This window comes from Streptomyces minutiscleroticus, assembly GCF_014650875.1.
Lineage (GTDB): Bacteria > Actinomycetota > Actinomycetes > Streptomycetales > Streptomycetaceae > Streptomyces > Streptomyces minutiscleroticus.
This window is the reverse complement of the sequence record NZ_BMVU01000015.1, coordinates 102,031-124,446: the sequence shown is the minus strand read 5'-3', so window position 1 is coordinate 124,446 and position 22,416 is coordinate 102,031. Positions and strand designations below refer to the sequence as shown.

The 22,416-nt window shown below is 74.0% G+C and carries 25 protein-coding genes and 1 riboswitch; of the genes, 12 read left to right on the top strand and 13 right to left on the bottom strand.

Annotated features, from left to right (window positions below):
* Positions 1-46: 46 nt before the first annotated feature.
* The 4 genes from IE271_RS17420 to IE271_RS17405 form a co-directional block, all read right to left on the bottom strand.
* Positions 47-703 (bottom strand): DUF6328 family protein, encoded by a 657-nt coding sequence (locus tag IE271_RS17420; protein ID WP_229919385.1) that lies wholly within the window; start codon positions 701-703, stop codon positions 47-49.
* A gap of 87 nt (positions 704-790) precedes the next feature.
* On the bottom strand, positions 791-1,264 hold the full coding sequence (locus tag IE271_RS17415; protein ID WP_190191244.1) for a C40 family peptidase: 474 nt from the start codon (positions 1,262-1,264) through the stop codon (positions 791-793).
* Between the two features lie 3 nt (positions 1,265-1,267).
* Positions 1,268-1,401: riboswitch (cyclic di-AMP (ydaO/yuaA leader) on the bottom strand.
* 436 nt (positions 1,402-1,837) lie between these two features.
* Complete coding sequence (locus IE271_RS17410) at positions 1,838-2,146, bottom strand: hypothetical protein (protein WP_190191243.1); 309 nt, start codon at positions 2,144-2,146, stop codon at positions 1,838-1,840.
* A 7-nt stretch (positions 2,147-2,153) separates the two neighbouring features.
* Positions 2,154-2,783 (bottom strand): ATP-dependent Clp protease proteolytic subunit, encoded by a 630-nt coding sequence (locus tag IE271_RS17405; RefSeq protein ID WP_190191242.1) that lies wholly within the window; start codon positions 2,781-2,783, stop codon positions 2,154-2,156.
* Positions 2,784-2,852: 69 nt separating this feature from the next.
* Between IE271_RS17405 and IE271_RS17400 the strand changes: the two genes are divergently transcribed.
* The 8 genes from IE271_RS17400 to IE271_RS17365 all read left to right on the top strand — a co-directional run bounded on the left by IE271_RS17400 (position 2,853) and on the right by IE271_RS17365 (position 10,160).
* Positions 2,853-3,131, top strand: a complete 279-nt coding sequence (locus IE271_RS17400; RefSeq protein ID WP_190191241.1) for a type II toxin-antitoxin system Phd/YefM family antitoxin — start codon at positions 2,853-2,855, stop codon at positions 3,129-3,131.
* Positions 3,132-3,549: 418 nt separating this feature from the next.
* Entirely contained in the window at positions 3,550-3,852 is a 303-nt protein-coding gene (locus IE271_RS17395; protein ID WP_190191240.1) for an urease subunit gamma, read from the top strand.
* A 16-nt stretch (positions 3,853-3,868) separates the two neighbouring features.
* Positions 3,869-4,180: an urease subunit beta gene (locus tag IE271_RS17390; RefSeq protein WP_190191239.1), complete on the top strand. Its 312-nt coding sequence runs from the start codon at positions 3,869-3,871 to the stop codon at positions 4,178-4,180.
* Positions 4,173-5,894: an urease subunit alpha gene (locus IE271_RS17385; protein ID WP_190191238.1), complete on the top strand. Its 1,722-nt coding sequence runs from the start codon at positions 4,173-4,175 to the stop codon at positions 5,892-5,894. The genes IE271_RS17390 and IE271_RS17385 overlap by 8 nt, the downstream gene beginning before the upstream one ends.
* Before the next feature lie 33 nt (positions 5,895-5,927).
* The gene (locus tag IE271_RS17380; protein WP_190191237.1) at positions 5,928-6,602 is read left to right on the top strand and encodes an urease accessory protein UreF; all 675 of its coding nucleotides are present in this window, start codon (positions 5,928-5,930) and stop codon (positions 6,600-6,602) included.
* A 380-nt stretch (positions 6,603-6,982) separates the two neighbouring features.
* Positions 6,983-7,675 carry an urease accessory protein UreG gene (gene ureG / locus IE271_RS17375; protein WP_190191236.1) on the top strand — a complete coding sequence of 231 codons (693 nt, stop codon included), beginning with the start codon at positions 6,983-6,985 and terminating at the stop codon, positions 7,673-7,675.
* Positions 7,663-8,427, top strand: a complete 765-nt coding sequence (locus IE271_RS17370; protein WP_190191235.1) for an urease accessory protein UreD — start codon at positions 7,663-7,665, stop codon at positions 8,425-8,427. The genes ureG and IE271_RS17370 overlap by 13 nt, the downstream gene beginning before the upstream one ends.
* 146 nt (positions 8,428-8,573) lie before the next feature.
* Positions 8,574-10,160 (top strand): alpha/beta hydrolase, encoded by a 1,587-nt coding sequence (locus IE271_RS17365; RefSeq protein WP_190191234.1) that lies wholly within the window; start codon positions 8,574-8,576, stop codon positions 10,158-10,160.
* 89 nt (positions 10,161-10,249) lie between these two features.
* Here the strand turns inward: IE271_RS17365 and IE271_RS17360 are convergent, their stop codons facing one another.
* The 5 genes from IE271_RS17360 to IE271_RS17340 form a co-directional block, all read right to left on the bottom strand.
* Positions 10,250-11,278 carry an NAD-dependent epimerase/dehydratase family protein gene (locus IE271_RS17360; RefSeq protein WP_190191233.1) on the bottom strand — a complete coding sequence of 343 codons (1,029 nt, stop codon included), beginning with the start codon at positions 11,276-11,278 and terminating at the stop codon, positions 10,250-10,252.
* A 60-nt stretch (positions 11,279-11,338) separates the two neighbouring features.
* On the bottom strand, positions 11,339-12,052 hold the full coding sequence (locus IE271_RS17355; protein ID WP_190191232.1) for a lysophospholipid acyltransferase family protein: 714 nt from the start codon (positions 12,050-12,052) through the stop codon (positions 11,339-11,341).
* Between the two features lie 98 nt (positions 12,053-12,150).
* Positions 12,151-13,386, bottom strand: coding sequence for an ornithine--oxo-acid transaminase (gene rocD, locus IE271_RS17350; RefSeq protein WP_190191231.1), 1,236 nt, complete (start codon positions 13,384-13,386; stop codon positions 12,151-12,153).
* Entirely contained in the window at positions 13,383-14,195 is an 813-nt protein-coding gene (gene ddaH / locus IE271_RS17345; protein ID WP_190191230.1) for a dimethylargininase, read from the bottom strand. Before ddaH ends, rocD begins: the two co-directional genes overlap by 4 nt.
* A gap of 164 nt (positions 14,196-14,359) precedes the next feature.
* On the bottom strand, positions 14,360-14,854 hold the full coding sequence (locus IE271_RS17340; protein WP_190191229.1) for an Lrp/AsnC family transcriptional regulator: 495 nt from the start codon (positions 14,852-14,854) through the stop codon (positions 14,360-14,362).
* Between the two features lie 77 nt (positions 14,855-14,931).
* Between IE271_RS17340 and IE271_RS17335 the strand changes: the two genes are divergently transcribed.
* Genes IE271_RS17335 through IE271_RS17320 form a run of 4 tightly spaced genes read left to right on the top strand, consistent with a single transcriptional unit; the run spans position 14,932 to position 18,999 of the window.
* Complete coding sequence (locus tag IE271_RS17335; RefSeq protein ID WP_190191228.1) at positions 14,932-15,690, top strand: LytR/AlgR family response regulator transcription factor; 759 nt, start codon at positions 14,932-14,934, stop codon at positions 15,688-15,690.
* Positions 15,691-15,701: 11 nt separating this feature from the next.
* Positions 15,702-16,058 carry a hypothetical protein gene (locus IE271_RS17330; RefSeq protein WP_190191227.1) on the top strand — a complete coding sequence of 119 codons (357 nt, stop codon included), beginning with the start codon at positions 15,702-15,704 and terminating at the stop codon, positions 16,056-16,058.
* Positions 16,059-16,063: 5 nt separating this feature from the next.
* Entirely contained in the window at positions 16,064-17,791 is a 1,728-nt protein-coding gene (locus IE271_RS17325; RefSeq protein WP_190191226.1) for a sodium/solute symporter, read from the top strand.
* On the top strand, positions 17,788-18,999 hold the full coding sequence (locus tag IE271_RS17320; protein ID WP_190191225.1) for a sensor histidine kinase: 1,212 nt from the start codon (positions 17,788-17,790) through the stop codon (positions 18,997-18,999). The genes IE271_RS17325 and IE271_RS17320 overlap by 4 nt, the downstream gene beginning before the upstream one ends.
* 47 nt (positions 19,000-19,046) lie before the next feature.
* Here the strand turns inward: IE271_RS17320 and IE271_RS17315 are convergent, their stop codons facing one another.
* From IE271_RS17315 to IE271_RS17300, 4 genes are all read right to left on the bottom strand, one after another.
* Complete coding sequence (locus IE271_RS17315) at positions 19,047-19,205, bottom strand: hypothetical protein (protein ID WP_190191224.1); 159 nt, start codon at positions 19,203-19,205, stop codon at positions 19,047-19,049.
* 147 nt (positions 19,206-19,352) lie between these two features.
* Complete coding sequence (locus IE271_RS17310) at positions 19,353-20,303, bottom strand: cytochrome c oxidase assembly protein (RefSeq protein WP_190191223.1); 951 nt, start codon at positions 20,301-20,303, stop codon at positions 19,353-19,355.
* Positions 20,304-20,432: 129 nt separating this feature from the next.
* Positions 20,433-21,458: a 6-phosphofructokinase gene (locus IE271_RS17305; protein ID WP_190191222.1), complete on the bottom strand. Its 1,026-nt coding sequence runs from the start codon at positions 21,456-21,458 to the stop codon at positions 20,433-20,435.
* A 224-nt stretch (positions 21,459-21,682) separates the two neighbouring features.
* Complete coding sequence (locus IE271_RS17300) at positions 21,683-22,411, bottom strand: type 1 glutamine amidotransferase (RefSeq protein WP_190191221.1); 729 nt, start codon at positions 22,409-22,411, stop codon at positions 21,683-21,685.
* Between the last annotated feature and the right edge of the window lie 5 nt (positions 22,412-22,416).

Genomic DNA, 22,416 nt, shown 5'->3' with positions numbered 1-22,416 from the left:
GCTCCCCGAGCGGTACCCGAGGGCGGCGGAGGTCCCGCACCGCCGGCTAGCCCTGGTCCGAGCCGTTCCCGCCCCCGCCGGAGCGCTTCCCGCCCCCGCCGACGCCCTTCTCGTCCTCGTCGGCGTCGTTCCCGTCCTGGTCGGGGTCGTTCCCGTCCTCGTCCGTGCCGGTCCGGGCGTCGACCGGGCCGCCCCCGTCTCTGCTCCTCTCCCGGCTCTTCTCCCTGTCGATCGCGCGGCCCACCAGATGGGGCACCATGAGCCACAGTCCGACGCAGACCAGCAGGGTGCCCGCGCCGGCGATCACGCCGCCCGTCCGGCCGAGCGCCACGTCGCTCACGAGCAGGACCGAGCCGGTGAGCGCGAGCGCGAGCACCATCATGCCGATCCGCGCGAGATGCGACGACACGTGCACGATCTGCGGCTTGGCGCCCTGCTGGAAGAGCATGCGGTGCACCGCGGCGGGCGCCGTGAACAACGCCGCGGCCAGGACCGACAGCAGGAGCGTCACCACGTACGTCGTCCGCTGCATGTCGTCCAGGGACGGGAAGCGGGGAGTGAAGGCGAGGGAGAGCAGGAAGGCGAAGAGGATCTGCACGCCGGTCTGCGTGACCCGCAGTTCCTGGAGGAGCTCGACGAAGTTTCGGTCGGCCCGCTCCAAGCGCGTCTCGTTGCGCTCCGAGTGGTGACGGTGGTCGGTCATGTGGAACTGGTAACCCGTTGAGCGGGCAATCAAGCCCGGGAGGGGGACGGCGACGTGTTCACCGGCGCCGTCCCCCAGGTCACCGGCTCACTTGACGCGGCCGTACCAGACGCTCTTCGTCCAGATCTTCTGCAGCTTCACCACGTCCCCCGTCTTCGGAGAGTGCCAGATCCGCCCCTTCCCGGCATAGATGCCGACGTGGTACACGCTCCGGCCCGAGTGGAAGAAGACGAGGTCCCCCTGCTTGCGGCTCGAAGCGGAGATGTGGCGCGTCTTGTTGTACTGCTGCGCGGCCGTGCGGGGCAGCTTCTTGCCCGCCTTCTTGTACGAGTACTGGGTGAGGCCGGAGCAGTCGAAGCGGCTCGGCCCCGTGGCGCCGTATTTGTAGGGGGCACCCTTCTTGGAGGCGGCCACTTGCAGTGCCTTCGTCGCGCTGGTGGCCGCCTGCGCGTCGGACGCGAGACCGGGGACCACGAGGGAGCCGCCGACGGCGGCGATGGTGAGGGCCGAGGCGGTGCCGGCCCGGGTGATCAGCGACGGGACACGATTGAGCGCAGTCATGCGCAACCCTTCGTCAGCCGCCTGTGAAGGATGACCTGTCGGATTCGGGCTGGCGAAGTTGCCCGGCCGCTGACGCGGCTTCACCCCAAGGGCTGCTCGGCCCGGTCATGGCGTGACCGTTCCGGCGACCCGTCGTGCTTGGGTCCTCCACTCCTGCCGATCCACTTCTGTCGACCGGTCGTCCGGGCGGCGGCAGGACTCGGCGTCCGCCCGGACCGCCCCGCCGCCTCGGCGGGGGCTTGTCGTCGCTACGGATCTTGGCTCACCGATCTCGGAAACCACGAACGGAATCGGCGATTTGTGTTGTTACTCACCACTCGCCTGTTCGGGTGGACACCCCGGTTCTCACGTCACCGACGTAAGGGTCGTGGACCGCCGTACCAGCGTCGGAGCGCCCAATTCCGGTCTGTGCGCAGACGCTTCGCGCAACTTTTCTCCGCCGAAAAAAGGGTGGTCGGCTACGCCGGGAGGGGGTAAGCCGTTCGGGCCGTTTGAAACCGCGCCCGGGGGTGCCGGCACGTGGGGCGGATGCTGCGGACGCGGGTCCGGCGGGTCCCGGCGGTGCGCAGCCGGTCAGTCCGGGGCGTCCGGGGGCAACAGGACGCGGGCCGTCCTGCGTTCGCCGTCGAGCACCCGCAGCGCCCGCGCCAGGGTCGTCGCGTGCAGCTCGGTCTCGCCCCGCCGGTGCATGAGCGCCAGCGCGTCGCGCAGCTGGGCCGCCCGGGCCACCAGGGCCTGGGCGGCGCGGAGTCCGCGGTAGGTGTCGCCGGCGCGGGCGGGGTTGATCCGGCCGAGGAGGTCGGCCACCTCCAGGTAGCGGTCGACGAGTTCGCCCTCGGCGCGGGTCAGGGCGGGCAGCGGGGGCAGCTCGGGCGGCAGCATCGGCCCCTCACCTCGCGCCGGGGGCGGAGGCCTTGCGGCCGGTGACGACGTGGTCGACGATCCCGTACTCGACGGCCGCAGGCGCGTCCAGGATCAGGTCCCGCTCGATGTCCGCGCCGATCCGCTCGCGGTCGCGGCCCGTGTGCCGGGCCAGCATCTCCTCCAGCCTCCCGCGCGTGCGCAGCAGTTCCTCGGCCTGGACGGCCAGGTCCGACGCCTGTCCCCGCACCGGCTCGGCGAGCGAGGGCTGGTGGATCAGCACGCGCGAGCCCGGCAGCGCCAGCCGCTTGCCCGGCGCGCCGCCCGCGAGCAGCACCGCCGCGGCGGACGCCGCCTGCCCCAGGCAGACCGTCTCCACGTCGCAGGTGACGAACTGCATCGTGTCGTAGACCGCGGTCATCGCGCTGAACGAGCCGCCGGGGGAGTTGATGTAGAGGGAGATGTCCTCGTCGGGGGCCTGGTGCTCGAGGTGCATGAACTGGGCCATGACGTCGTTCGCCGCGGTGTCGTCGACCGGGGTGCCGAGGAAGACGATCCGCTCGGCCAGCAGCTTGGAGTACGGGTCCATGGTGCGGGCCCCCGTGCTGGTGCGTTCGGTGAACTCGGGCAGCACGTAGCGGGCGGACGGTCGGGTCATGGCACACGCCTCCTCCGATGGCGTCCTGTAAAAAATGTACAGGACGTACATGACGTTATGATGGGGAGCATGGCCTACGAGATTCCGGTGACGCAAGCCAGGGCTGAACTCGCCGATCTGATCAACCGCGTGGTGTACGGCGGCGAGCGCGTCGTCGTCACCCGGCACGGCAAGCCCCTCGTCGCCCTCGTCTCCGCCGCCGACCTGGGACGACTCGAAGAGCTCGACAAGCCGGCGGACGAGCGGATGGTCAGCTCGGTCTCGCACGTGCACGACGTCGCGTCCGCTCCCCGCGAACAGCAGCGGTTCGGCATCGCGGCGGAGCACCGCGGGCCCCGGACGTCGTAGCGCGGGCCCCGCACCCGGTGGCGCCGAACCCGCATGCCGCATGCGTGGCGTCCGTGCGCCGCGGTGCGGGGCTCCGCACGTCGTAGACCGTCCGCACCGCGGGGAGGCGGCCGCGGCGCCGTGCGCGGCACGGACCGCGGGGTGCCGGGCGGCAGGTCGCCGCGGTTTCCGGGCCGGCGGCGGCCCCGTGCACGCCCGGCGGCCACCCGGACGCGGACGGCGTGGCGGTTAACGTCCCGGAAACGACCTCCAACTAGCCTGCCGATCCATGCCACCAGGGGTTTCGTCCCCGCACCCGGCAGGGGCGCGCCATCGGGGGCGCGCCGTCCTGCCGCCGTGCGGACGGCCGCGCCCCGCCGCGGTGGCCCGGCGACCGGACCCCGCACGGTCCGGAGCGAGGACTGTGAGGTGGGACGCCGTGCAACTGACCCCGCACGAGCAGGAGAGGCTGCTCATCCACGTGGCCGCCGACGTGGCCGACAAGCGCCGCGCCCGCGGGCTGAGGCTCAATCACCCCGAGGCCGTCGCCCTGATCACCTCGCACGTCCTGGAGGGCGCCCGGGACGGCCGGACCGTCGCCGAGCTCATGGCCTCCGGGCGCGAACTGCTCACGCGCGACGACGTCATGGAGGGCGTTCCCGAGATGATCCACGACGTCCAGGTCGAGGCGACCTTCCCGGACGGCACCAAGCTCGTCACCGTCCACGACCCGATCGTCTGACGGGGGAGAGGCCGCCATGATCCCCGGAGAGATCCTGTACGCGGAGGAGCCCGTCGCCTTCAACGAGGGCCGCGAGGTCACCCGGCTCACCGTGCTCAACGCCGCCGACCGGCCCGTCCAGGTCGGCTCCCACTACCACTTCGCCGAGGCCAACCCCGGTCTGGACTTCGACCGGGCCGCCGCGCGCGGCAAGCGGCTCAACGTCGCCGCCGGCACCGCGGTCCGCTTCGAGCCGGGCATCCCCGTCGACGTCGAACTCGTCCCGCTCGCCGGCGCCCGCGTGGTGCCCGGTCTGCGCGGGGAGACCGGAGGTGCCCTCGATGCCTGAACTGTCGCGCGCCGCGTACGCCGACCTGTTCGGACCCACCACCGGGGACCGCATCCGGCTCGCGGACACGGATCTGCTGATCGAGATCGAGGAGGACCGCTCCGGCGGGCCCGGACACGCCGGGGACGAGGCGGTGTTCGGCGGCGGCAAGGTCATCCGCGAGTCCATGGGCCAGTCGCGCGCCACCCGCGCCGAGGGCACGCCCGACACCGTCGTCACCGGTGCGGTGATCGTCGACCACTGGGGCGTGGTCAAGGCCGACATCGGCATCCGGGACGGCCGGATCACCGGCATCGGCAAGGCCGGCAACCCGGACACCATGGACGGCGTCCACCCCGACCTCGTCATCGGCCCCGAGACCGAGGTGATCGCGGGCAACGGACGGATCGTCACCGCGGGCGCCGTCGACGCCCACGTCCACTTCATCTGCCCGCAGATCGCCGACGAGGCCCTCGCGGCCGGCGTCACCACGCTCGTCGGCGGCGGCACCGGACCGGCCGAGGGCTCCAAGGCCACCACCGTCACGCCCGGCCCCTGGCACCTGGCCCGGATGCTGGCGGCGATGGAGCGGTACCCGCTCAACATCGGGTTCCTCGGCAAGGGCAACACCGTCTCCGAGGAGGCGATGCTCTCGCAGATCCGCGGCGGCGCCCTCGGCCTGAAACTGCACGAGGACTGGGGCTCCACGCCCGCCGTGATCGACGCCTCGCTGACCGTCGCCGAGCGGACCGGCATCCAGGTCGCCATCCACACGGACACCCTCAACGAGGCCGGTTTCGTGGGCGACACGCTCGCCGCGATCGCCGGGCGCGGCATCCACGCGTACCACACGGAGGGCGCCGGCGGCGGGCACGCGCCCGACATCATGACCGTCGTCTCCGAGCCGCACGTGCTGCCCAGCTCCACCAATCCGACCCGGCCGTTCACCGTCAACACCGCCGAGGAACACCTCGACATGCTGATGGTCTGCCACCACCTCAACCCGGCCGTCCCCGAGGACCTGGCCTTCGCAGAGTCGCGCATCCGGCCCTCGACCATCGGCGCCGAGGACATCCTGCACGACCTCGGCGCCATCTCGATCATCTCCTCCGACTCCCAGGCCATGGGCCGGGTGGGCGAGGTGATCATGCGGACCTGGCAGACCGCGCACGTGATGAAGCGGCGGCGCGGCGCGCTGCCCGGCGACGGGCGGGCCGACAACCACCGCGTACGCCGCTACGTCGCCAAGTACACGATCAACCCGGCGCTCGCCCAGGGCCTCGCCCGCGAGATCGGCTCGGTGGAGACCGGCAAGCTCGCCGACCTGGTGCTGTGGGAGCCCGCGTTCTTCGGCGTCAGGCCGCTGCTCGTGCTCAAGGGCGGGCAGATCGCGTACGCGCAGATGGGCGACGCCAACGCCTCCATCCCGACGCCGCAGCCCGTCCTGCCCCGGCCCATGTACGGGGCGACCGGGCGGGCACCCGAGGCCAACTCCTTCAACTTCGTCGCGCCGCTCGCGATCGAGGACGGGCTGCCGGAGCGGCTGGGGCTCGGGAAGCGGTTCGTGGCGATCGAGTCGACGCGCGGGGTGACCAAGGCCGACCTGCGCGAGAACGACGCGCGGCCCGAGGTCCGGGTGGACCCCGACAGCTTCGCCGTGCACATCGACGGCGAACTCGTCGAGGCGACGCCGGCCGCGGAACTGCCGATGGCCCAGCGCTACTTCCTCTTCTGACGGAGGCCGGGACCCGATGGGAGGTGGAGCCTGATGGGACGCGCCGCACTGCTCGTGCTGGCCGACGGCCGGTTCCCCGCCGGGGGGCACGCCCACTCCGGCGGTGCCGAGGCGGCCGTCAGGGCCGGGCGGGTCACCGGGGCCGCGAGCCTGGAGGAGTTCTGCCGGGGGCGGCTGCACACGTCGGGCCTGGTGTCGGCCGGGCTCGCCGCGGCCGCCGCGCTGGGGATCGACCCGGGCGAGCTGGACGTCGCGGCGGACGCGCGCACGCCGTCGGCGGCGCTGCGCGTCGCGGGGCGGCGGCTCGGGCGGCAGCTGACGCGGGCCGCCCGCGCCGCCTGGCCGTCCGCCGAGCTGGACGACCTGGCGCGGCGGTTCCCCAAGGGGGCGCACCAGCCGGTCGTGCTGGGCGTGGCCGCGCGGGCCGCGGGGCTCGGGGCGGACGACGCCGCGTACTGCTGCGCGTACGAGAGCGTCAGCGGGCCCGCCACCGCGACGGTGCGGCTGCTGAGCCTCGACCCGTTCGAGGCGACGGCCGTACTGGCGCGGCTGGCGCCCGAGGTGGACCGGGTGGCCGGGGCGGCGGCCGAGGCGGGGCGGCGGGCACTCGACGAGGGGGCGGGCGCGCTGCCCTCGGGGGCGGCGCCCTGGCTGGAGATCGGGGCGGAGGGGCACGCCGCGTGGGGCGTGCGGCTGTTCGCGTCGTAGGGGTGCGGCCCCGGGGGGCCGCACCCTCCCCGACGCGGGGGCACGGCCCCCGGGCCCCGGCGGTTCCGGGCCTCCGCCCCTGGGTCCCCGCAGGGTTCGGGGCTCCGCCCCGGAGCCCGCCGGTTCCGGGGCCCTCGGACTCGGGGCCCCGCCCCGGACCCCGTCCATACGGGGACGCCCCGGCCCCGGTTCCGGATTCGGGGACTCCGCCCCCGGACCCCCGGCCGCCCTGAACGGGCTCGTCCTCAAGCGCCGGACGGGCTGGCGGTCCCCGGCCGGGGGTCACCAGCCGGCCCTGCCGTGGACGCCGACCCGGTCGGGGCCTCCCCACCGGGCCCGTCCCTCCAGTACCCGACACCGACACACGAATGGAGCCTTCCATGCACCTCGACCACTCCCCGGCCGCCCACTCCCACGACGGGCCCGCCGCCCTCGGTGCCGACGCGTTCCGGTCCGACGGCAGCCGGCGGGCGCTGCGGATCGGACTCGGCGGGCCCGTCGGGTCGGGGAAGACCGCGACCGTCGCCGCGCTCTGCCGCGCCCTGCGCGACGAGCTGTCCCTCGCCGTCGTCACCAACGACATCTACACGCGCGAGGACGCCGAGTTCCTGCTGCGGGAGGCCGTGCTGCCGCCGGAGCGGATCACCGCCGTGGAGACCGGGGCCTGCCCGCACACCGCGATCCGCGACGACATCTCCGCCAACCTGGAGGCCGTCGAGGACCTGGAGGACGAGGCCGGGCCGCTGGACCTGATCCTCGTCGAGTCCGGCGGCGACAACCTCACCGCCACCTTCTCCAAGGGGCTCGTCGACGCGCAGGTCTTCGTCATCGACGTGGCCGGCGGCGACGACATCCCGCGCAAGGGCGGGCCGGGCGTCACCACGGCCGACCTGCTCGTGATCAACAAGACCGACCTCGCCCCGTACGTGGGGTCCGACCTGGGACGGATGGCGGCGGACGCGAAGGCGCAGCGGGCGGAGCTGCCGGTCGTGCTCCAGTCGCTGCGCGGTGAGGGCGGGGTCGGCGAGGTCGCGGACTGGGTGCGGGGGCGGGTCGCCGCGTGGACGGCGTGACCTCCGGGGTCCGTGCCACCGCGCGCGTGCGCGCCCGCGCCGACGGGCGCGGTGGCACGGCGCTGCCCGTGCTGGCGGGCGAGGGGCCGCTCGCGCTGCGCCGCGTCCGGGCGCACGGCGCCGAGGCGCGCGTGATGCTGGTCGGCGCGATGAGCGGACCGCTCGGCGGTGACCGCCTCGCCGTCGAGGCCGAGGCGGGGGCCGGGGCGCGGCTCCACGTCGGGTCGGCGGCCGCCACCATCGCGCTGCCGGGGCAGGCGAAGGACGCCGCCCGGTACGACGTGCGGCTCACGGTCGGCGCGGACGCGGAACTGCGCTGGCTGCCCGAGCAGCTGATCTCCGCGCAGGGCAGCGAGCTGGCCGTCACCACGCGGGCCGACGTCGCGGCGGGCGGACGGCTCGTGCTGCGCGAGGAGCAGGCGCTCGGCCGGGCCGGGGAGCGGCCGGGGCGGCTGACCAGCCGGCTGAGCGTGTACGCCGGCGGGCGTGCGCTGCTGGAGCAGGAGCTGTCCTGCGGGCCCGGCGCCCCGGGCGGCTGGGACGGGCCCGCCGTGCTCGCCGGATGCCGGGCGGTGGGCCAGCTCGTGGTCGTACGGCCGGAGTTCGGGGAGAGCCCCGTCGCGGCCCGGCCGCTGGGGGAGTCCGCCGCGCTCACCCCGCTGCCCGGTCCCGGTGTCCTGGTGACCGCGCTCGGCGCCGACGCCCTGCGGGTGCGCCGGGTGCTCGACGAGGCGCTGCGCGAGTTCGGGTAGGCGTCGTGCACCGTTCAACGGAGCGGTGCGCATGATTATCGGATTGGCAAAGAAGCCGCACACCCCCTGTCCACAGGAAGCGCACAGCAGGAAGGATCCTTCTGCCGGACGCATCCACGCAGGGGGAGGATCTCCACTTGACAGGCATGACAGCGACGAGACGAGCGGCCGCACTGGCCTCGGCCGGGGCGCTCGTCACCGCGACACTGATAGCCGGGGCCGTGGTGGCACCGTCGGCCAGCGCCGGCACGCGTCACGGCCAGGACCGCGAGGCCCGCGGTGCCGCGATCGCCGCCGCCCGGGCCGCGAAGGCGGGCGTCGACTGGAAGGACTGCCCCGAGGACTGGGGCCTCGCCGCGCCCATCCAGTGCGGCTGGGTGACCGTGCCGCTCGACTACGCCCGGCCCGACGGCAAGAAGATCAGGCTGGCCGTGGACCGCATCGGCAACACCGGCGGCGCCGACGCCCGCCAGGGCTCCCTCGTCTACAACCCCGGCGGCCCCGGCGGCTCGGGTCTGCGCTTCCCGGCCCGGGTGACCAGTAAGAACGCCATCTGGGCCAACGCGGCCAAGGCGTACGACTTCGTCGGCTTCGACCCGCGCGGCGTCGGCCACTCGGCGCCCATCTCCTGCGTCGACCCGCAGGAGTTCGTCAAGGCGCCCAAGGCGGACCCGGTGCCGGACTCCGAGGCGGACAAGCGCGCCCAGCGCAAGCTCGCCGCCGAGTACGCGGACGGCTGCGCCGAGCGCAGCGGCTGGATGCTGCCGCACATGACGACGCCCAACACCGCCCGCGACCTGGACGTCATCCGGGCCGCCCTCGGTGACAGGAAGCTCAACTACGTGGGCGTCTCGTACGGCACGTACCTGGGCGCCGTCTACGGCACCCTCTTCCCGGGCCACGTGCGCCGCATGGTCCTCGACAGCGTCGTGAACCCCTCGAAGGAGAAGATCTGGTACCAGGCCAACCTGGACCAGGACGTCGCCTTCGAGCGCCGCTGGAAGGACTGGCAGGACTGGGTCGCGAAGAACGACGCGACCTTCCACCTCGGCGACACCCGGGCCGAGGTCCAGGCCCAGTGGCTGAAGCTGCGCGCCACCGCCGAGAAGAACCCCGTCGGCGGCGTCGTCGGCCCCGCCGAGCTGATCGGCTTCTTCCAGAGCGCGCCGTACTACGACTCCTCCTGGGTGCCGGTCGCCACGGTCTTCAGCGCGTACGTCGCCGGGGACACGCAGGCGCTCGTCGACGCGGCCGCCCCTGACCTGTCCGACACCGCGGGCAACGCCTCCTCGGAGAACGGCAACGCCGTCTACACGGCTGTCGAGTGCGCCGACGCCAAGTGGCCCACCGACTGGCGCACCTGGGACCGGGACAACACCCGGCTGCACAAGGACTACCCCTTCCTGACCTGGTCCAACGCCTGGATGAACCTGCCGTGCGCCACCTGGCCGGGGCCGCAGCGCACGCCGGTGACGGTCAGGACCGGCAAGGGCCTGCCGGCCGTGCTCATCGTGCAGTCCACCCGCGACGCCGCCACCCCGTACGAGGGCGCCGTCGAGCTGCACAAGCGGTTCAGGGGCTCGCGGCTGATCACCGAGAAGGACGCGGGTTCGCACGGCGTCACCAACCTGACCAACCCGTGCGTCAACACGCGCGTGGACACCTACCTGCTCAGCGGCGGGACCGACCGGTCCGACGTGACGTGCGCCCCGCACGCCACGCCCAAGCCGTAGGCGACCGCGAGGAGTGGGTGAGGGGGCGGCCGGAGCGTACGGCCGCCCCCTCACCGTGCGACAGGCCCGGCGGGCGCCCGCGGCCGGGGCTACGCCCGGCCGTCCGCCCAGGCGTCCTCCGCCGCGTAGTCGAACAGGTCGCCGTACACCTCCCACATCCTCGGGTACGCCTCGCGCCAGTCCCGGCCCGCCAGGCGGCGCTCGATCCACCCGACCGTCTCCGGGAGCGTTTCGGCGTAGCGGACCACCGGGCGGTACCCGAGCTCGCGCCGGGCCGCCGACATGTCGCAGACCACCGGCGCCGGCACGGACCACGGGGTGTCGCCCACCGGCCCCGCCGGCGCGCCGTCGAGCAGGACGGTCTCCGTCTCCACCCCCATCACCGCGTCGATCGCGGCGCCGATCTCCGCGACCGTCGGCGCCTCGTCGTCGCAGGCGTTGAGGACCCGGGAGCCCGGCCGGGCCGCGGCCAGCCGGATCAGTTCGGCGAGGGTGTGCACGCTCACCGGGTGGAAGCGGCTCTCCCCGCCGTACGCGAGGAACCTCCGGCGGCGGCCGTCCAGGTTCCGCTTGACGAAGTACAGCTCGCGGGGCGTACGGCAGTGCGGTCCGTGGACCGCGCCGGCCCGCAGCAGCGTGGCCGGCAGCCGGTCCCCGGCGGCGAGGAGCTCGCGTTCCAGCGCCGCCTTGCCCGTGCTGTACGTCGCCCCGCCGGGCGCCACCGTGCGCTGCGTCTCCGGGATCGGCACCGGGTACACGGGGAAGCCGTCCGGCTCGGCCTGGGTGTCGAAGCCGCGGCCCTCGCCGTCCTCGTACACCGACACGCTGGAGACCACCACCGCCGAGCCGATCCGTCCGGCCAGCGAGGTCAGCCGGCGGGCGTGCCGCTCCCCGTAGGCGACCACGTCGACCACCAGGTCGCAGCCGTCGCCGACCACCGCGGCCAGCGCCGCGTCGTCCTCGCGGTCCAGGCGCACCGCCCGCACCCCCTCGGGCCACGTGCCGTCCCGGCCGCCGCCGCGCGAGGCGGCCGTCACCTCCCAGCCGTCCCGCGCCAGGGCGCGCACCGCCGGGCGCCCGATCTGACCTGTCGCTCCGATCACCACCGCACGTCTCATGGGGCGACCGTAGGCGCCCCGCCGGGGCGTGCCCAGGGGCCTCTGCCGAGGGCAGAGCGGTCAGCTCAGCGGCATCCGGGGGAACCTGCGGTCCTTCTTCTCGGCCTCCGCCTTCACGTCCGCCGCGTAGCGGTCCACGTACTCCTGCCCGGACAGCGACAGGATCGCGTACATGATCTCGTCGGTGACGGCGCGCAGCACCGCCTTCTCGTCCTCCATCCCGGCGTAGCGGGAGAAGTCCAGCGGCTCGCCGAAGCGGATCGCCACCGGGCGGACGCGGGGGATCTTCCGGCCGGGCGGCTGCGCCTCGAACGTGCCGATCATCGCGCAGGGCACCACCGGCACCCCGGCCTTCAGGGCCATGACCGCGACGCCGACCTTGCCCTTGTAGAGCCGGCCGTCGTGCGAGCGGGTGCCCTCGGGGTAGATGCCGAGCAGGTCGCCCCCGCGCAGCACGCGCAGCCCCTCGCGGATCGCCGCCTGCCCGGCCTCCTTGCCCGAGCGGTCCACCGGGATCTGCCCGGCGCTGCGGAAGAAGAAGGCGGTCAGGCGGCCCTTCACGCCCGGCCCCGTGAAGTACTCGGCCTTGGCGAGGAAGGTGATGCGCCGCTTGAGGATCGCGGGCATCAGGAAGTGGTCCGAGAAGGACAGGTGGTTGCCGGCGACGATGGCCGCGCCCGTCGCCGGCACGTGGTCCAGGCCCTGGACCGTGGGCCGGAAGAGCCCTCTCAGCAGCGGTCCCAGAAGCACGTACTTCAGCACGTAGTAGAACATCCGGTCGCTCCTCCAACCGCCTGAAGGCGATCAGTGTAGGGGCGGCCGTCGCCGGAGTCACCACGTGCGGGAGCGCTCCCTTCCCCGCCCGGGACCCGTCAGGCCCCCGACGCCAGGACCTTCTCCAGCGCCCCCAGCGCCTCCTGCAGCTCCTCGGCCGTGATCGTCAGCGGCGGGGCGATCCGGATCGTGGAGCCGTGCGTGTCCTTGACCAGGACGCCCTCGCGCAGCAGGCGCTCGCCGATCTCGCGCCCCGTGCCGATGGCCGGGTCGACGTCGACGCCCGCCCACAGCCCGCGCGCCCTGAAGGCCACCACGCCCTTGCCCACCAGGGCGTCCAGCCCGTCGCGCAGGACCGCGCCCAGCTCCGTGGCCCGGCGCTGGAACTCGCCGGTCTCCAGCAGCTCCACCACCGCCGAGCCGACCGCGGCGGCCAGCGGGTTGCCGCCGAACGTCGAGCCGTGCTCGCCCGGGTGCAGCACCTCGAGCACCTCGCGGCGCGCCACGACCGCCGAGACCGGGACGATGCCGCCGCCGAGCGCCTTGCCGAGCAGCACCACGTCCGGCACCACGCCCTCGTGGTCGACGGCCAGCGTGCGGCCCGTGCGGCCCAGGCCCGACTGGATCTCGTCCGCGACGAACAGGCAGCCCGCGCGCCGCGTCAGCTCCCGGACGCCGGCGAGGTAGCCGTCGTCGGGGATGACCACGCCGGCCTCGCCCTGGATCGGTTCGAGCAGCACCGCGGCCGTCGTTCCGTCGACCGCCTCCTCCAGTGCGGCGAGGTCGTTGTAGGGGACGACCCGGAAGCCGGGCGTGAAGGGGCCGAAGCCCGCACGGGCCGTCTCGTCGGTCGAGAAGCTCACGATCGTCGTCGTCCGGCCGTGGAAGTTGCCGGCCGCCACCACGATCGTCGCCCGGTCCCCGGGCACGCCCTTCACGTCGTACGCCCACTTGCGGGCCACCTTGACGCCGCTCTCCACGGCCTCGGCGCCGGTGTTCATCGGCAGCACCATGTCCAGGCCGGTCAGTGCGGCCAGGCCCTCGGCGAAGCCGGCCAGGCGGTCGTGGTGGAAGGCGCGGGAGGTGAGGGTGAGGCGGTCGAGCTGCCGGTGCGCGGCCTCGACCAGGACGGGGTGGCGGTGGCCGAAGTTGAGGGCCGAGTAGCCCGCCAGCAGGTCCAGGTAGCGGCGGCCCTCGACGTCCTCGACCCAGGCGCCCTCGGCGCTCGCGACGACCACGGGCAGCGGGTGGTAGTTGTGCGCGAGGACGGGGGCCTCGGCGTCGATCAGCTCGGCGGAGGAACGGGCGGCGCGGGGAGCGGGGGCGAGGGTCATGGGCGGATCTCCTGGGTGCAGCACTTGATGCCCCCGCCGGCCTTGTGCAGCTCCGACAGGTCGACGGGGACGGGGCGGTATCCGTGGCGGACGAGTTCCCCGGCGAGGGCCTCGGCACGCGGCGACATGAAGACGTTCAGACCGTCGGAGACGGAGTTCAGGCCGAAGGCCAGCGCGTCCTCGCGGGTGGCGAGGACGGCGTCGGGGAAGAGGCGGCGCAGCACCTCGCGGCTGCCCGGGGAGAAGGCGCCCGGGTAGTAGGCGACGTTGTCCTCGTCGAGCGCGAACAGGGCGGTGTCGAGGTGGTAGAAGAGCGGGTCCACCAGTCGCAGGCTCACCGTCGGCACGCCGAAGTACTCCTGCGCCTCGTGGTGGGCGGCCCACGTGGTGCGGAAGCCGGTGCCGGCCAGCAGCAGCCGGCCCACGGGCACGAGGTCGCCCTCGCCCTCGCACACCGACTCCGGGCGGTGCACCTCGAAGCCCGCGCCCTTGAACCAGGTGTCGTACGCCGTCGACTCGGGGCGGCGCTGCGGGGCGTGGAACAGCGAGCCGAGGACGCGGCCGCCGAGGACGAGCGCGCAGTTCGCGGCGAACACCATGTCGGGCAGCCCGGCGACCGGCTCCGCCTGCTCGACGGTGTGGCCGTGCGCGCGGTAGGCGCGGACCAGCTCCGCCCACTGGCCGCGGGCCAGGCCGGCGTCGACCGGGGCCTCCGGGTGCATCCAGGGGTTGATGGCGTACTCGACGGAGAAGTGACGCGGTTCGCAGACCAGGAAGCGCCGCGGGCGCGGCACGCGGGACGTGGGCACAGAGGGGTACCTCCGTTTCCGGCGGTGGCTGCTGGGATGCCTCAACGGTAGGAAGCGGGGGAGGAGCGGGACAAGGAACGAGAGCTGCGCGTCGGCGCATGGGTCGTGCGTTTTCCCGGCACTGTGCGCACGATCGTTGCGTTTCGTGCGGAGGGAATGGTTCCTCAGTGCTCCGGCTCGGGGGCCGCCTGGCTCGCCCCCGCCTCGGGGCTGTCGGGCAGCAGGTGCGAGAGGACCATGTAGCTGATCGTCTTGCGGATGAAGGGCTCGGTGCGGATGCGCTCCAGGACCTCCTCGAAGTGCTCCACGTCCGTGGCGCGCACGTGCAGCAGGGCGTCCGCGCCGCCGGTCACCGTCATCGCCGCGGTGATCTCCGGATGGTTGCGCACCACCTCCGCCAGCCGCCGCGGCGGCGCCGCGCCCTCGCAGTACACCTCGACGTACGCCTCCGTGCGCCAGCCCAGCGCGGCCGGCTTCACCGTGGCGGTGAAGCCGGTGATCACGCCCGTCTCGCGCAGCCGGTCCACCCGGCGCTTGACCGCGGTCGCCGACAGGCCGATCGCCGCGCCGATCTCCGCGAAGCTGGTGCGGGCGTTGTCCGTCAGCGCCTGGATGATCCGGCGGTCCAGGTCGTCGAAGGGCGCGGACTTGCTCGTCATGCCCGCACTGTATCCAGCGGCGACGACCACGCTCCGCACATGGGATTGCGTGCGGTTTCCTCCTACACTCCACGTTCATGCTGCGCGCCCTCGCCGTCGACGACGAACAACCCTCCCTGGAGGAGCTGCTGTACCTGCTCGACGCCGACCCGAGGATCGCCGGCGTGGAGGGCGCCGGCGACGCCACGGCGGCGCTGCGCCGCATCAGCCGCGCCCTGGACTCGGGGCCCGGCGGCCCGGACGCCATCGACGTCGTCTTCCTCGACATCCACATGCCGGGACTCGACGGCCTGGAGATGGCCCGGCTGCTCACCGGGTTCGCCCGGCCGCCGCTGGTCGTCTTCGTCACCGCCCACGAGGACTTCGCCGTACGGGCCTTCGACCTCAAGGCGGTGGACTACGTCCTCAAGCCCGTGCGCACCGAGCGGCTGGCCGAGGCCGTGCGCCGGGCCGCCGCACTGCGCGGCACCGCCCCGCCGATCCCCGTGCACGAGCCCGACCCCGACCACATCTCCGTCGAGCTCGGCGGCGTCACCCGCTTCGTGCCCGTCGACGACATCACCCACGTCGAGGCCCGCGGCGACTACGCCCGCCTGCACACCGCGGGCCAGGGCAGCCACCTCGTCCGCATCCCGCTGTCCACGCTGGAGGAGCGCTGGCGCTCGCGCGGGTTCGTCCGCATCCACCGCCGCCACCTCGTCTCCCTCGGCCACATCACCGAGCTGCGGCTCGCGGCCGGCTCCGTGAGCGTCCTGGTCGGCCCGGTCGAACTCCAGGTCAGCCGCCGCCACGCCCGTGAGCTGCGGGACCTGCTGATGCGCCGGACCGCGGGCTGAGGGAGGACACGTTGCCGCAGGACCCGACCGAGCGCCGGGTGGTCGTCACCGGCCCGCCGCGCCGCACCCGCCGGCTCACCGGCTACCGGCCGCGCACCGAGATCGACGAGCAGACCACCCTCGGCCACACCTACGTCCGCTCGCTGATGCGCAGCCAGCTGCGCGCCGCCCTCACGGCGGCGGCCGTGCTCGCGCTGCTCGTCGGCCCGCTGCCGCTGCTGTTCGCCGCCACCCGGGACCGGGCGGGCCTCGAATGGCTCGTGCTCGGCTTCTGCGTCTACCCGCCGCTGGTGCTGCTGGGCCGCTGGTACGTGCGCCGCGCCGAGCGCAACGAGCGCGACTTCGTCCGCCTGGTCGAGGACCGCTGAGCGGCGTGGACCGGACCTACACCGTGACCGCGGTGGCCCTCGTCGTCGTCGCGACCGTCCTCGTCGGCGCCTTCGGCCTGCGCATCTCCCGCACCACCTCCGACTTCTACGTGGCCTCCCGCACCGTCGGACCGCGCCTGAACGCGGCCGCCATCAGCGGCGAGTACCTCTCCGCCGCCTCCTTCCTCGGCATCGCGGGCCTCGTCCTCGTCCAGGGCCCCGACATGCTCTGGTACCCGGTCGGCTACACGGCCGGATACCTGGTGCTGCTCCTCTTCGTGGCCGCCCCGCTGCGCCGCTCCGGCGCGTACACGCTGCCCGACTTCGCCGAGGCGCGGCTCGCCTCCCCCTCGGTGCGGCGGCTCGCGGGCGCCTTCGTGGTGGGCGTCGGCTGGCTGTACCTGCTGCCGCAGCTCCAGGGCGCCGGGCTGACGCTGACGGTGCTCACCGGGGCGCCCGGCTGGCTCGGCGGCGTGATCGTCGCGGTCGTCGTGGTCGCCACCGTCGCCGCGGGCGGCATGCGCAGCATCACCTTCGTGCAGGCCTTCCAGTACTGGCTCAAGCTCACCGCGCTGCTGGTGCCCGCCCTCTTCCTGGTCCTCGCCTGGCGGGGCGACGGGGCCCCGCGGCACGCCTTCGACGAGCCGCCCGCCTTCCGCGACCACCGCACCGTCCGCGTGGACGCCGGAGTCGACCTGAGCCTGGAGGAGCCGCTGACCGTCACCGTCACCGGCACCGTCGACGGGCGGCGCCTCGAGGGCGAGGAGGTCCGGCTCGCCGCCGGCCCGCACCGGGTGGAGAAGGGCGCCCGGCTGGCCTTCGCCCCCGGCGACCGGGTCCCCGCCGCCGACCGCGCCGGCGACGGCGCCCTGTCCGCCCCGCCCGCCGCGAGCCGCGAGGACCGCCCGCTGTACGCCACCTACGGACTGATCCTCGCCACCTTCCTCGGCACCATGGGTCTGCCGCACGTCGTCGTCCGCTTCTACACCAGCCCGCACGGCGTCGCCGCCCGCCGCACCACCGTCGCCGTGCTCGGCCTCGTCGGCGCCTTCTACCTGCTGCCGCCCCTCTACGGCGCGCTCGGCCGGCTGTACGCGCCCGAGCTGACCCTCGCCGGGGACGCCGACGCGGCGGTGCTGCTGCTGCCCGACCGGGTGATCGGCGGGCTCGGCGGCGACCTGCTGGGCGCGCTGGTGGCGGGGGGCGCCTTCGCCGCGTTCCTGTCCACCGCCTCGGGGCTGACCATGGCGGTGGCCGGGGTGCTCGCCCAGGACGTGCTGCCCGCGCGGGGGGTGCGGCACTTCCGGCTGGGCACCGCGGCGGCGATGGCGGTGCCGCTCGCGGCGAGTTCCCTGGTCGGCGGCCTGCCGGTCGCGGACGCCGTGGGGCTCGCCTTCGCCGTCTCCGCCTCCTCGTTCTGCCCGCTGCTCGTCCTCGGGATCTGGTGGCGGCGGCTGACCCCGCCGGGCGCGGCCGCCGGGATGCTCGTCGGCGGCGGCTCCGCCCTCCTGGCGGTCGCCGTGACCATGGCGGGCACACCCCACGCGGGCCCCCTGTACGCGCTCCTGGCCTGGCCCGCGCTGTGGTCCGTGCCGCTGGGTTTCCTCACGATGGTCCTGGTGTCGCTGGCCACGCCCGGCCGGGTGCCGGCCGGCACGGCGGCGATCCTCGCCCGGTTCCACCTGCCGGAGGCCCTCGCCGCGGACGAGGTCCGTACGGAGGCGCGGGCATGAGCGGATTCCTCGCCGGGCTCTGCGTGGCCGCGCTGCCGCTGCTGGCCGCCGGCTTCTGGCTGGGCCGCCGCACCGCCCGCACCGCCGGCCTCGGCGGCCTGGGCACCCCGGTCGAGCACGCCACCTTCGAGACCCTGCACACCGCCTCCCTGGCGGCGCCGCCGCTGCGCGCCGGGCTGACCGGCGAGACGGCCCGGAGGTCGGCCCGCCGGCTGCGCACCCTGCTCGGCACGGACGCCCTCTGCCTCACCGACCAGGACGAGGTCCTGGCCTGGGACGGCGCGGGCGAGCACCACCGCACGCAGATCATGGAGCGGCTGGCCGGACCCCTGGAGACCGGCCGGGGCGAGGCCTTCCGCCTGGACTGCGACGCGCCCGACTGCCCGCTGCGCTGGGCCGTCGTCGCCCCGCTCACCGTCGACGACCGGGTGCACGGCGCGCTCGTCGCCTGCGCGCCCCGCGAGTCCGCCGTGCTGGTCAGGGCCGCCGGGGAGGTCGCGCGCTGGGTCTCGGTCCAGCTGGAGCTGGCCGACCTCGACATGTCCCGCACCCGGCTGATCGAGGCCGAGATCAGGGCCCTGCGCGCCCAGATCTCCCCGCACTTCATCTTCAACTCGCTGGCGGTGATCGCCTCCTTCGTGCGCACCGACCCCGAGCGCGCCCGCGAGCTGCTGCTGGGCTTCGCCGACTTCACCCGCTACTCGTTCCGCAAGCACGGCGACTTCACCACGCTCGCCGACGAGCTGCACGCCATCGACCACTACCTCGCCCTGGTCCGGGCCCGCTTCGGCGACCGCCTGTCGGTCACCCTGCAGATCGCCCCCGAGGTGCTCCCGGTCGCGCTGCCGTTCCTGTGTCTGCAGCCGCTGGTGGAGAACGCCGTCAAGCACGGTCTGGAGGGCGGCGACGGCACGGTCGCCACGTGCCGCATCGGCATCACCGCCCGGGACGCGGGGGCCGAGGCGCTGGTCGTCATCGAGGACGACGGCGCGGGCATGGACCCCGAGCGGCTGCGCCGCATCCTCGCCGGGGAGGGCGAGCCGTCCGGCGGCATCGGCCTGTCCAACGTCGACGACCGGCTGCGCCAGGTCTACGGCGACGACCACGGCCTGGTCATCGAGACGGCCGTGGGCGCCGGCATGAAGATCACCGTACGGCTGCCCAAGTACCAGCCGGGCGTGCACTCGGCGGGCCGGCTGCCCCGGTGAGGACGCGGCCCGGCCGGCCCGGTGCGGCGGCGTCGCGCGGCGGCGGCTCAGCCGTTGCGGGAGACCACCATCGCCAGCGTGATCAGGCCGAGCACGATCCAGCCGAACCAGAGCCAGCCGTTGCCGCCGAGCGCCACCGTGTAGGCCGTCACCACGACGAGCCCCCCGACGGTCAGCACCCCCATCGCCTTCGTGGAACCGGGCATCGCGACACCCTCCTCCCGGCGGGTCCGCCGCGCGCGGCCCCTGGACTCGGGCCATTCTCGCCCGCCGCCGGTCCGTCCGCCAGAGCCGGTCGGGCGGTACGGATCACACAGGAGCCCCCCGCACGGAGGGCGGGGACGCGCGCGGCGTCAGTTCCCGCGGGCGTTCAGGGAGGCCAGATAGGCGTTGTACTCGGCGAGCTCGCGGTCGCCGTCGCGGTCCGCGGCCCGGTCCTTGCGGCGGGCCTGCCGCTGCTCGGAGCGGTACCACTGGAAGAGCAGCGCGAGCAGCACCAGCACGGACGGGACCTCGCTGAACGCCCAGGCGATGCCGCCCGCCGCGCTCTGGTCGGAGAGCGCGTCGATGCCGAGGGAGGCGGGCGGGTTCTCGTACGCCTCGACCATCGGCGCGGACGCCATCATCAGCGCGATGCCGAAGAACGCGTGGAACGGCATGCCCGCGAACAGCTCCAGCATCCGCATCAGGTGGCCGGGGCGGTGCGGGCCCGGGTCCACGCCCATGATCGGCCAGAAGAAGACCAGGCCGACGGCGAGGAAGTGCACCATCATCGCGATGTGGCCGGTCTTCGAGCCCATCAGGAAGTCGAAGAGCGGCGTGAAGTACAGCGCGTACAGGCTCGCGATGAACAGCGGGATGGTGAAGACCGGGTGGGTGATCACCCGCATGTAGCGGCTGTGCAGCAGGGCGAGGAGCAGCTCGCGCGGCCCCTTGCGGCCCCGGCCCGCCACCGGCAGCGCGCGCAGCGCCAGGGTGATCGGCGCGCCCAGCAGGACCAGGATCGGCGACAGCATGCTGATCACCATGTGCTGCACCATGTGCACGCTGAACATGACCATGCCGTAGTCGTTGAGCCCCGTGCACATCACCAGCATGATCGTCAGCACGCCCACGACGTAGGCCACGGTGCGGCCCACCGGCCACTTGTCGCCGCGCCGCACGAGGCGGACGACGCCCCATCCGTACAGGCCGAGCCCGAGCAGGCAGGCGACCAGGAAGAACGGGTCCGCCGACCACTCCAGTCCCCGCCCCAGCGTGAACGGCGGCAGATCCGTCATCGTGCCGTGCCCGCTGTGATCCATCGCCGGCTCCTGATTCGTGGGGGTACCTCCCCAAGGGGGAGGGTGTGTGCTGTCCGTCCGCACCAGAGTAGAACCGCCCCCGGTCGCGACCGCGACCGGGGGCGGGCTCCGGCCCGGTGGGTCACGGCACTACAGGACGCACTCCGACTCGGCGTACCGCTCCCGCGGCACGGTCTTGAGCGTCTCCACGGCCTCGGCCAGCGGCACCATCACGATGTCGGTGCCGCGCAGCGCCGTCATGCGCCCGAACTCGCCGCGGTGCACGGCCTCCACCGCGTGCCAGCCGAAGCGGGTGGCCAGGACCCGGTCGTACGCGGTCGGGGTGCCGCCGCGCTGGACGTGCCCGAGGATCACCGGGCGGGCCTCCTTGCCCAGGCGCTGCTCCAGTTCCAGGGCGAGCTGCCGGGCGATGCCCGCGAAGCGCTCGTGGCCGTAGACGTCCTTGCCGCCCTCGTCGAAGTCCATGGTGCCCGGCCGGGGCTTGGCGCCCTCGGCCGCCACGACGATGGCGAACTTCTTGCCCGCCGAGAAGCGCTCACCGACCTTGGCGGCCAGCTCCTCGATGTCGAAGGGACGTTCCGGCACGACGATCGCGTGGGCGCCGGCGGCCATGCCGGAGTGCAGCGCGATCCAGCCCGTGTGCCGGCCCATGACCTCCACGATCAGCACCCGCTGGTGCGACTCGGCGGTGGTCTTGAGCCGGTCCAGGGCCTCGGTGGCGACCCCGACGGCGGTGTCGAAGCCGAAGGTCACGTCCGTGACCGCGATGTCGTTGTCGATGGTCTTCGGCACCCCGACGATCGGCAGGCCGCTGTCGGAGAGCAGCCGGGCCGCCTTGAGCGTGCCCTCGCCGCCGATCGGGATGATCGCGTCCAGGCCGAGCTCCTCGACGTGGCCGCGGGCCCGCTCCACCCCGTCACGCAGATGCGCGGGCTGGACGCGGGAGGAGCCGAGCATGGTGCCGCCGCGGGCGAGGATGCCGCTGACCGCGTCGAGGTCGAGCTTGAGGTAGTCGCATTCCAGGAGGCCCTTCCAGCCGTCCCGGAAGCCGATGACCTCGTCGCCGTGGTCGGCGACGGCGCGGTGCACGACGGACCGGATGACGGCGTTCAGTCCGGGGCAGTCGCCTCCGGAGGTGAGGACACCAATACGCATGAGGCGCAACAACCTTCTCAACGAGGGCCGGGACCGGACGCCCTCGTCCGGTCGGACGCCGACACCCTACCGGCGCCGGGGGGCCGCTCCACACCGCGCGTCCGCCTGCTGGACACACCCGCACAAGTGAGCACGAACCCCTCCATACGGGCCCGCCCCGCACCGGTGCGCACGACTCCGGGCGGGGCGGCGGGTGCCACTGGGGCGGGTGGCGGCACGGCCGCTCAGGCGGGTTCCTGGGCGGCGGAGATCCGCTCGTTGCGCAGGGCCTCGTACCAGCGGTCGTCGGTCGGCGGCAGCGCGTTCACGTCGAGGGCCAGCTTCAGCAGCAGGTCCGCGATCTGCGGGTTGCGCGCGAGCACGGGGCCGTGCATGTAGGTGCCGAAGACGGTGTCGTTGTACGCGCCCTCGGTGCCGTCGCCCGTGCCGTTGCCGTTGCCGAGCTTGACCTGGGCGAAGGGGCGGGCGGTGGGGCCGAGGTGCGTGACGCCCTGGTGGTTCTCGAAGCCCGTCAGCGGCGGCAGGCCCAGCCGGGGGTCGATGTCGGCCAGCACGTCGCCGACGCAGCGGGCGCCCTCGCCGCGCGTGGAGACCACGTCGAGCAGGCCGAGGCCCGGCTCGCGCTGCCCGAGGTCGTTGATGAACTCGTGGCCGAGGATCTGGTAGCCGGCGCAGACCGAGAAGACGATCGCGCCGTTGCCCACCGCCCGGTGCAGGCCGCCGTCGCGGCGCAGCCGCTCGGCCGCGAGCCGCTGCGGCCGGTCCTCGCCGCCGCCGATCAGGTAGATGTCGCCGGAGGTGGGGATCGGCTGGTCGCTGCGCACGTCGAGCCGGGCCACGTCCAGGCCGCGCTGGCGCGCCCGGCGCTCCACGACGAGGGCGTTGCCCTGGTCGCCGTAGGTGCTCAGCAGGTCCGGGTAGATCCACACCAGACGCAGTTGGTTGTCACTCATGCTCA

Coding starts and splice junctions, on each gene's coding strand:
- IE271_RS17400 (WP_190191241.1), top strand. CDS start 2,853: ATGGCCTACGAGATTCCGGTGACGCAAGCCAGGGCTGAACTCGCCGAT.
- IE271_RS17390 (WP_190191239.1), top strand. CDS start 3,869: ATGATCCCCGGAGAGATCCTGTACGCGGAGGAGCCCGTCGCCTTCAAC.
- rocD (WP_190191231.1), bottom strand. CDS start 13,386: ATGACCCTCGCCCCCGCTCCCCGCGCCGCCCGTTCCTCCGCCGAGCTG.
- IE271_RS17355 (WP_190191232.1), bottom strand. CDS start 12,052: ATGTTCTACTACGTGCTGAAGTACGTGCTTCTGGGACCGCTGCTGAGA.
- IE271_RS17380 (WP_190191237.1), top strand. CDS start 5,928: ATGGGACGCGCCGCACTGCTCGTGCTGGCCGACGGCCGGTTCCCCGCC.
- IE271_RS17410 (WP_190191243.1), bottom strand. CDS start 2,146: ATGCTGCCGCCCGAGCTGCCCCCGCTGCCCGCCCTGACCCGCGCCGAG.
- IE271_RS17420 (WP_229919385.1), bottom strand. CDS start 703: ATGACCGACCACCGTCACCACTCGGAGCGCAACGAGACGCGCTTGGAG.
- IE271_RS17335 (WP_190191228.1), top strand. CDS start 14,932: ATGCTGCGCGCCCTCGCCGTCGACGACGAACAACCCTCCCTGGAGGAG.
- IE271_RS17365 (WP_190191234.1), top strand. CDS start 8,574: ATGACAGCGACGAGACGAGCGGCCGCACTGGCCTCGGCCGGGGCGCTC.
- IE271_RS17405 (WP_190191242.1), bottom strand. CDS start 2,783: ATGACCCGACCGTCCGCCCGCTACGTGCTGCCCGAGTTCACCGAACGC.
- IE271_RS17310 (WP_190191223.1), bottom strand. CDS start 20,303: ATGGATCACAGCGGGCACGGCACGATGACGGATCTGCCGCCGTTCACG.
- IE271_RS17300 (WP_190191221.1), bottom strand. CDS start 22,411: ATGAGTGACAACCAACTGCGTCTGGTGTGGATCTACCCGGACCTGCTG.
- IE271_RS17305 (WP_190191222.1), bottom strand. CDS start 21,458: ATGCGTATTGGTGTCCTCACCTCCGGAGGCGACTGCCCCGGACTGAAC.
- IE271_RS17360 (WP_190191233.1), bottom strand. CDS start 11,278: ATGAGACGTGCGGTGGTGATCGGAGCGACAGGTCAGATCGGGCGCCCG.
- IE271_RS17385 (WP_190191238.1), top strand. CDS start 4,173: ATGCCTGAACTGTCGCGCGCCGCGTACGCCGACCTGTTCGGACCCACC.
- IE271_RS17340 (WP_190191229.1), bottom strand. CDS start 14,854: ATGACGAGCAAGTCCGCGCCCTTCGACGACCTGGACCGCCGGATCATC.
- IE271_RS17315 (WP_190191224.1), bottom strand. CDS start 19,205: ATGCCCGGTTCCACGAAGGCGATGGGGGTGCTGACCGTCGGGGGGCTC.
- IE271_RS17415 (WP_190191244.1), bottom strand. CDS start 1,264: ATGACTGCGCTCAATCGTGTCCCGTCGCTGATCACCCGGGCCGGCACC.
- IE271_RS17320 (WP_190191225.1), top strand. CDS start 17,788: ATGAGCGGATTCCTCGCCGGGCTCTGCGTGGCCGCGCTGCCGCTGCTG.
- ureG (WP_190191236.1), top strand. CDS start 6,983: ATGCACCTCGACCACTCCCCGGCCGCCCACTCCCACGACGGGCCCGCC.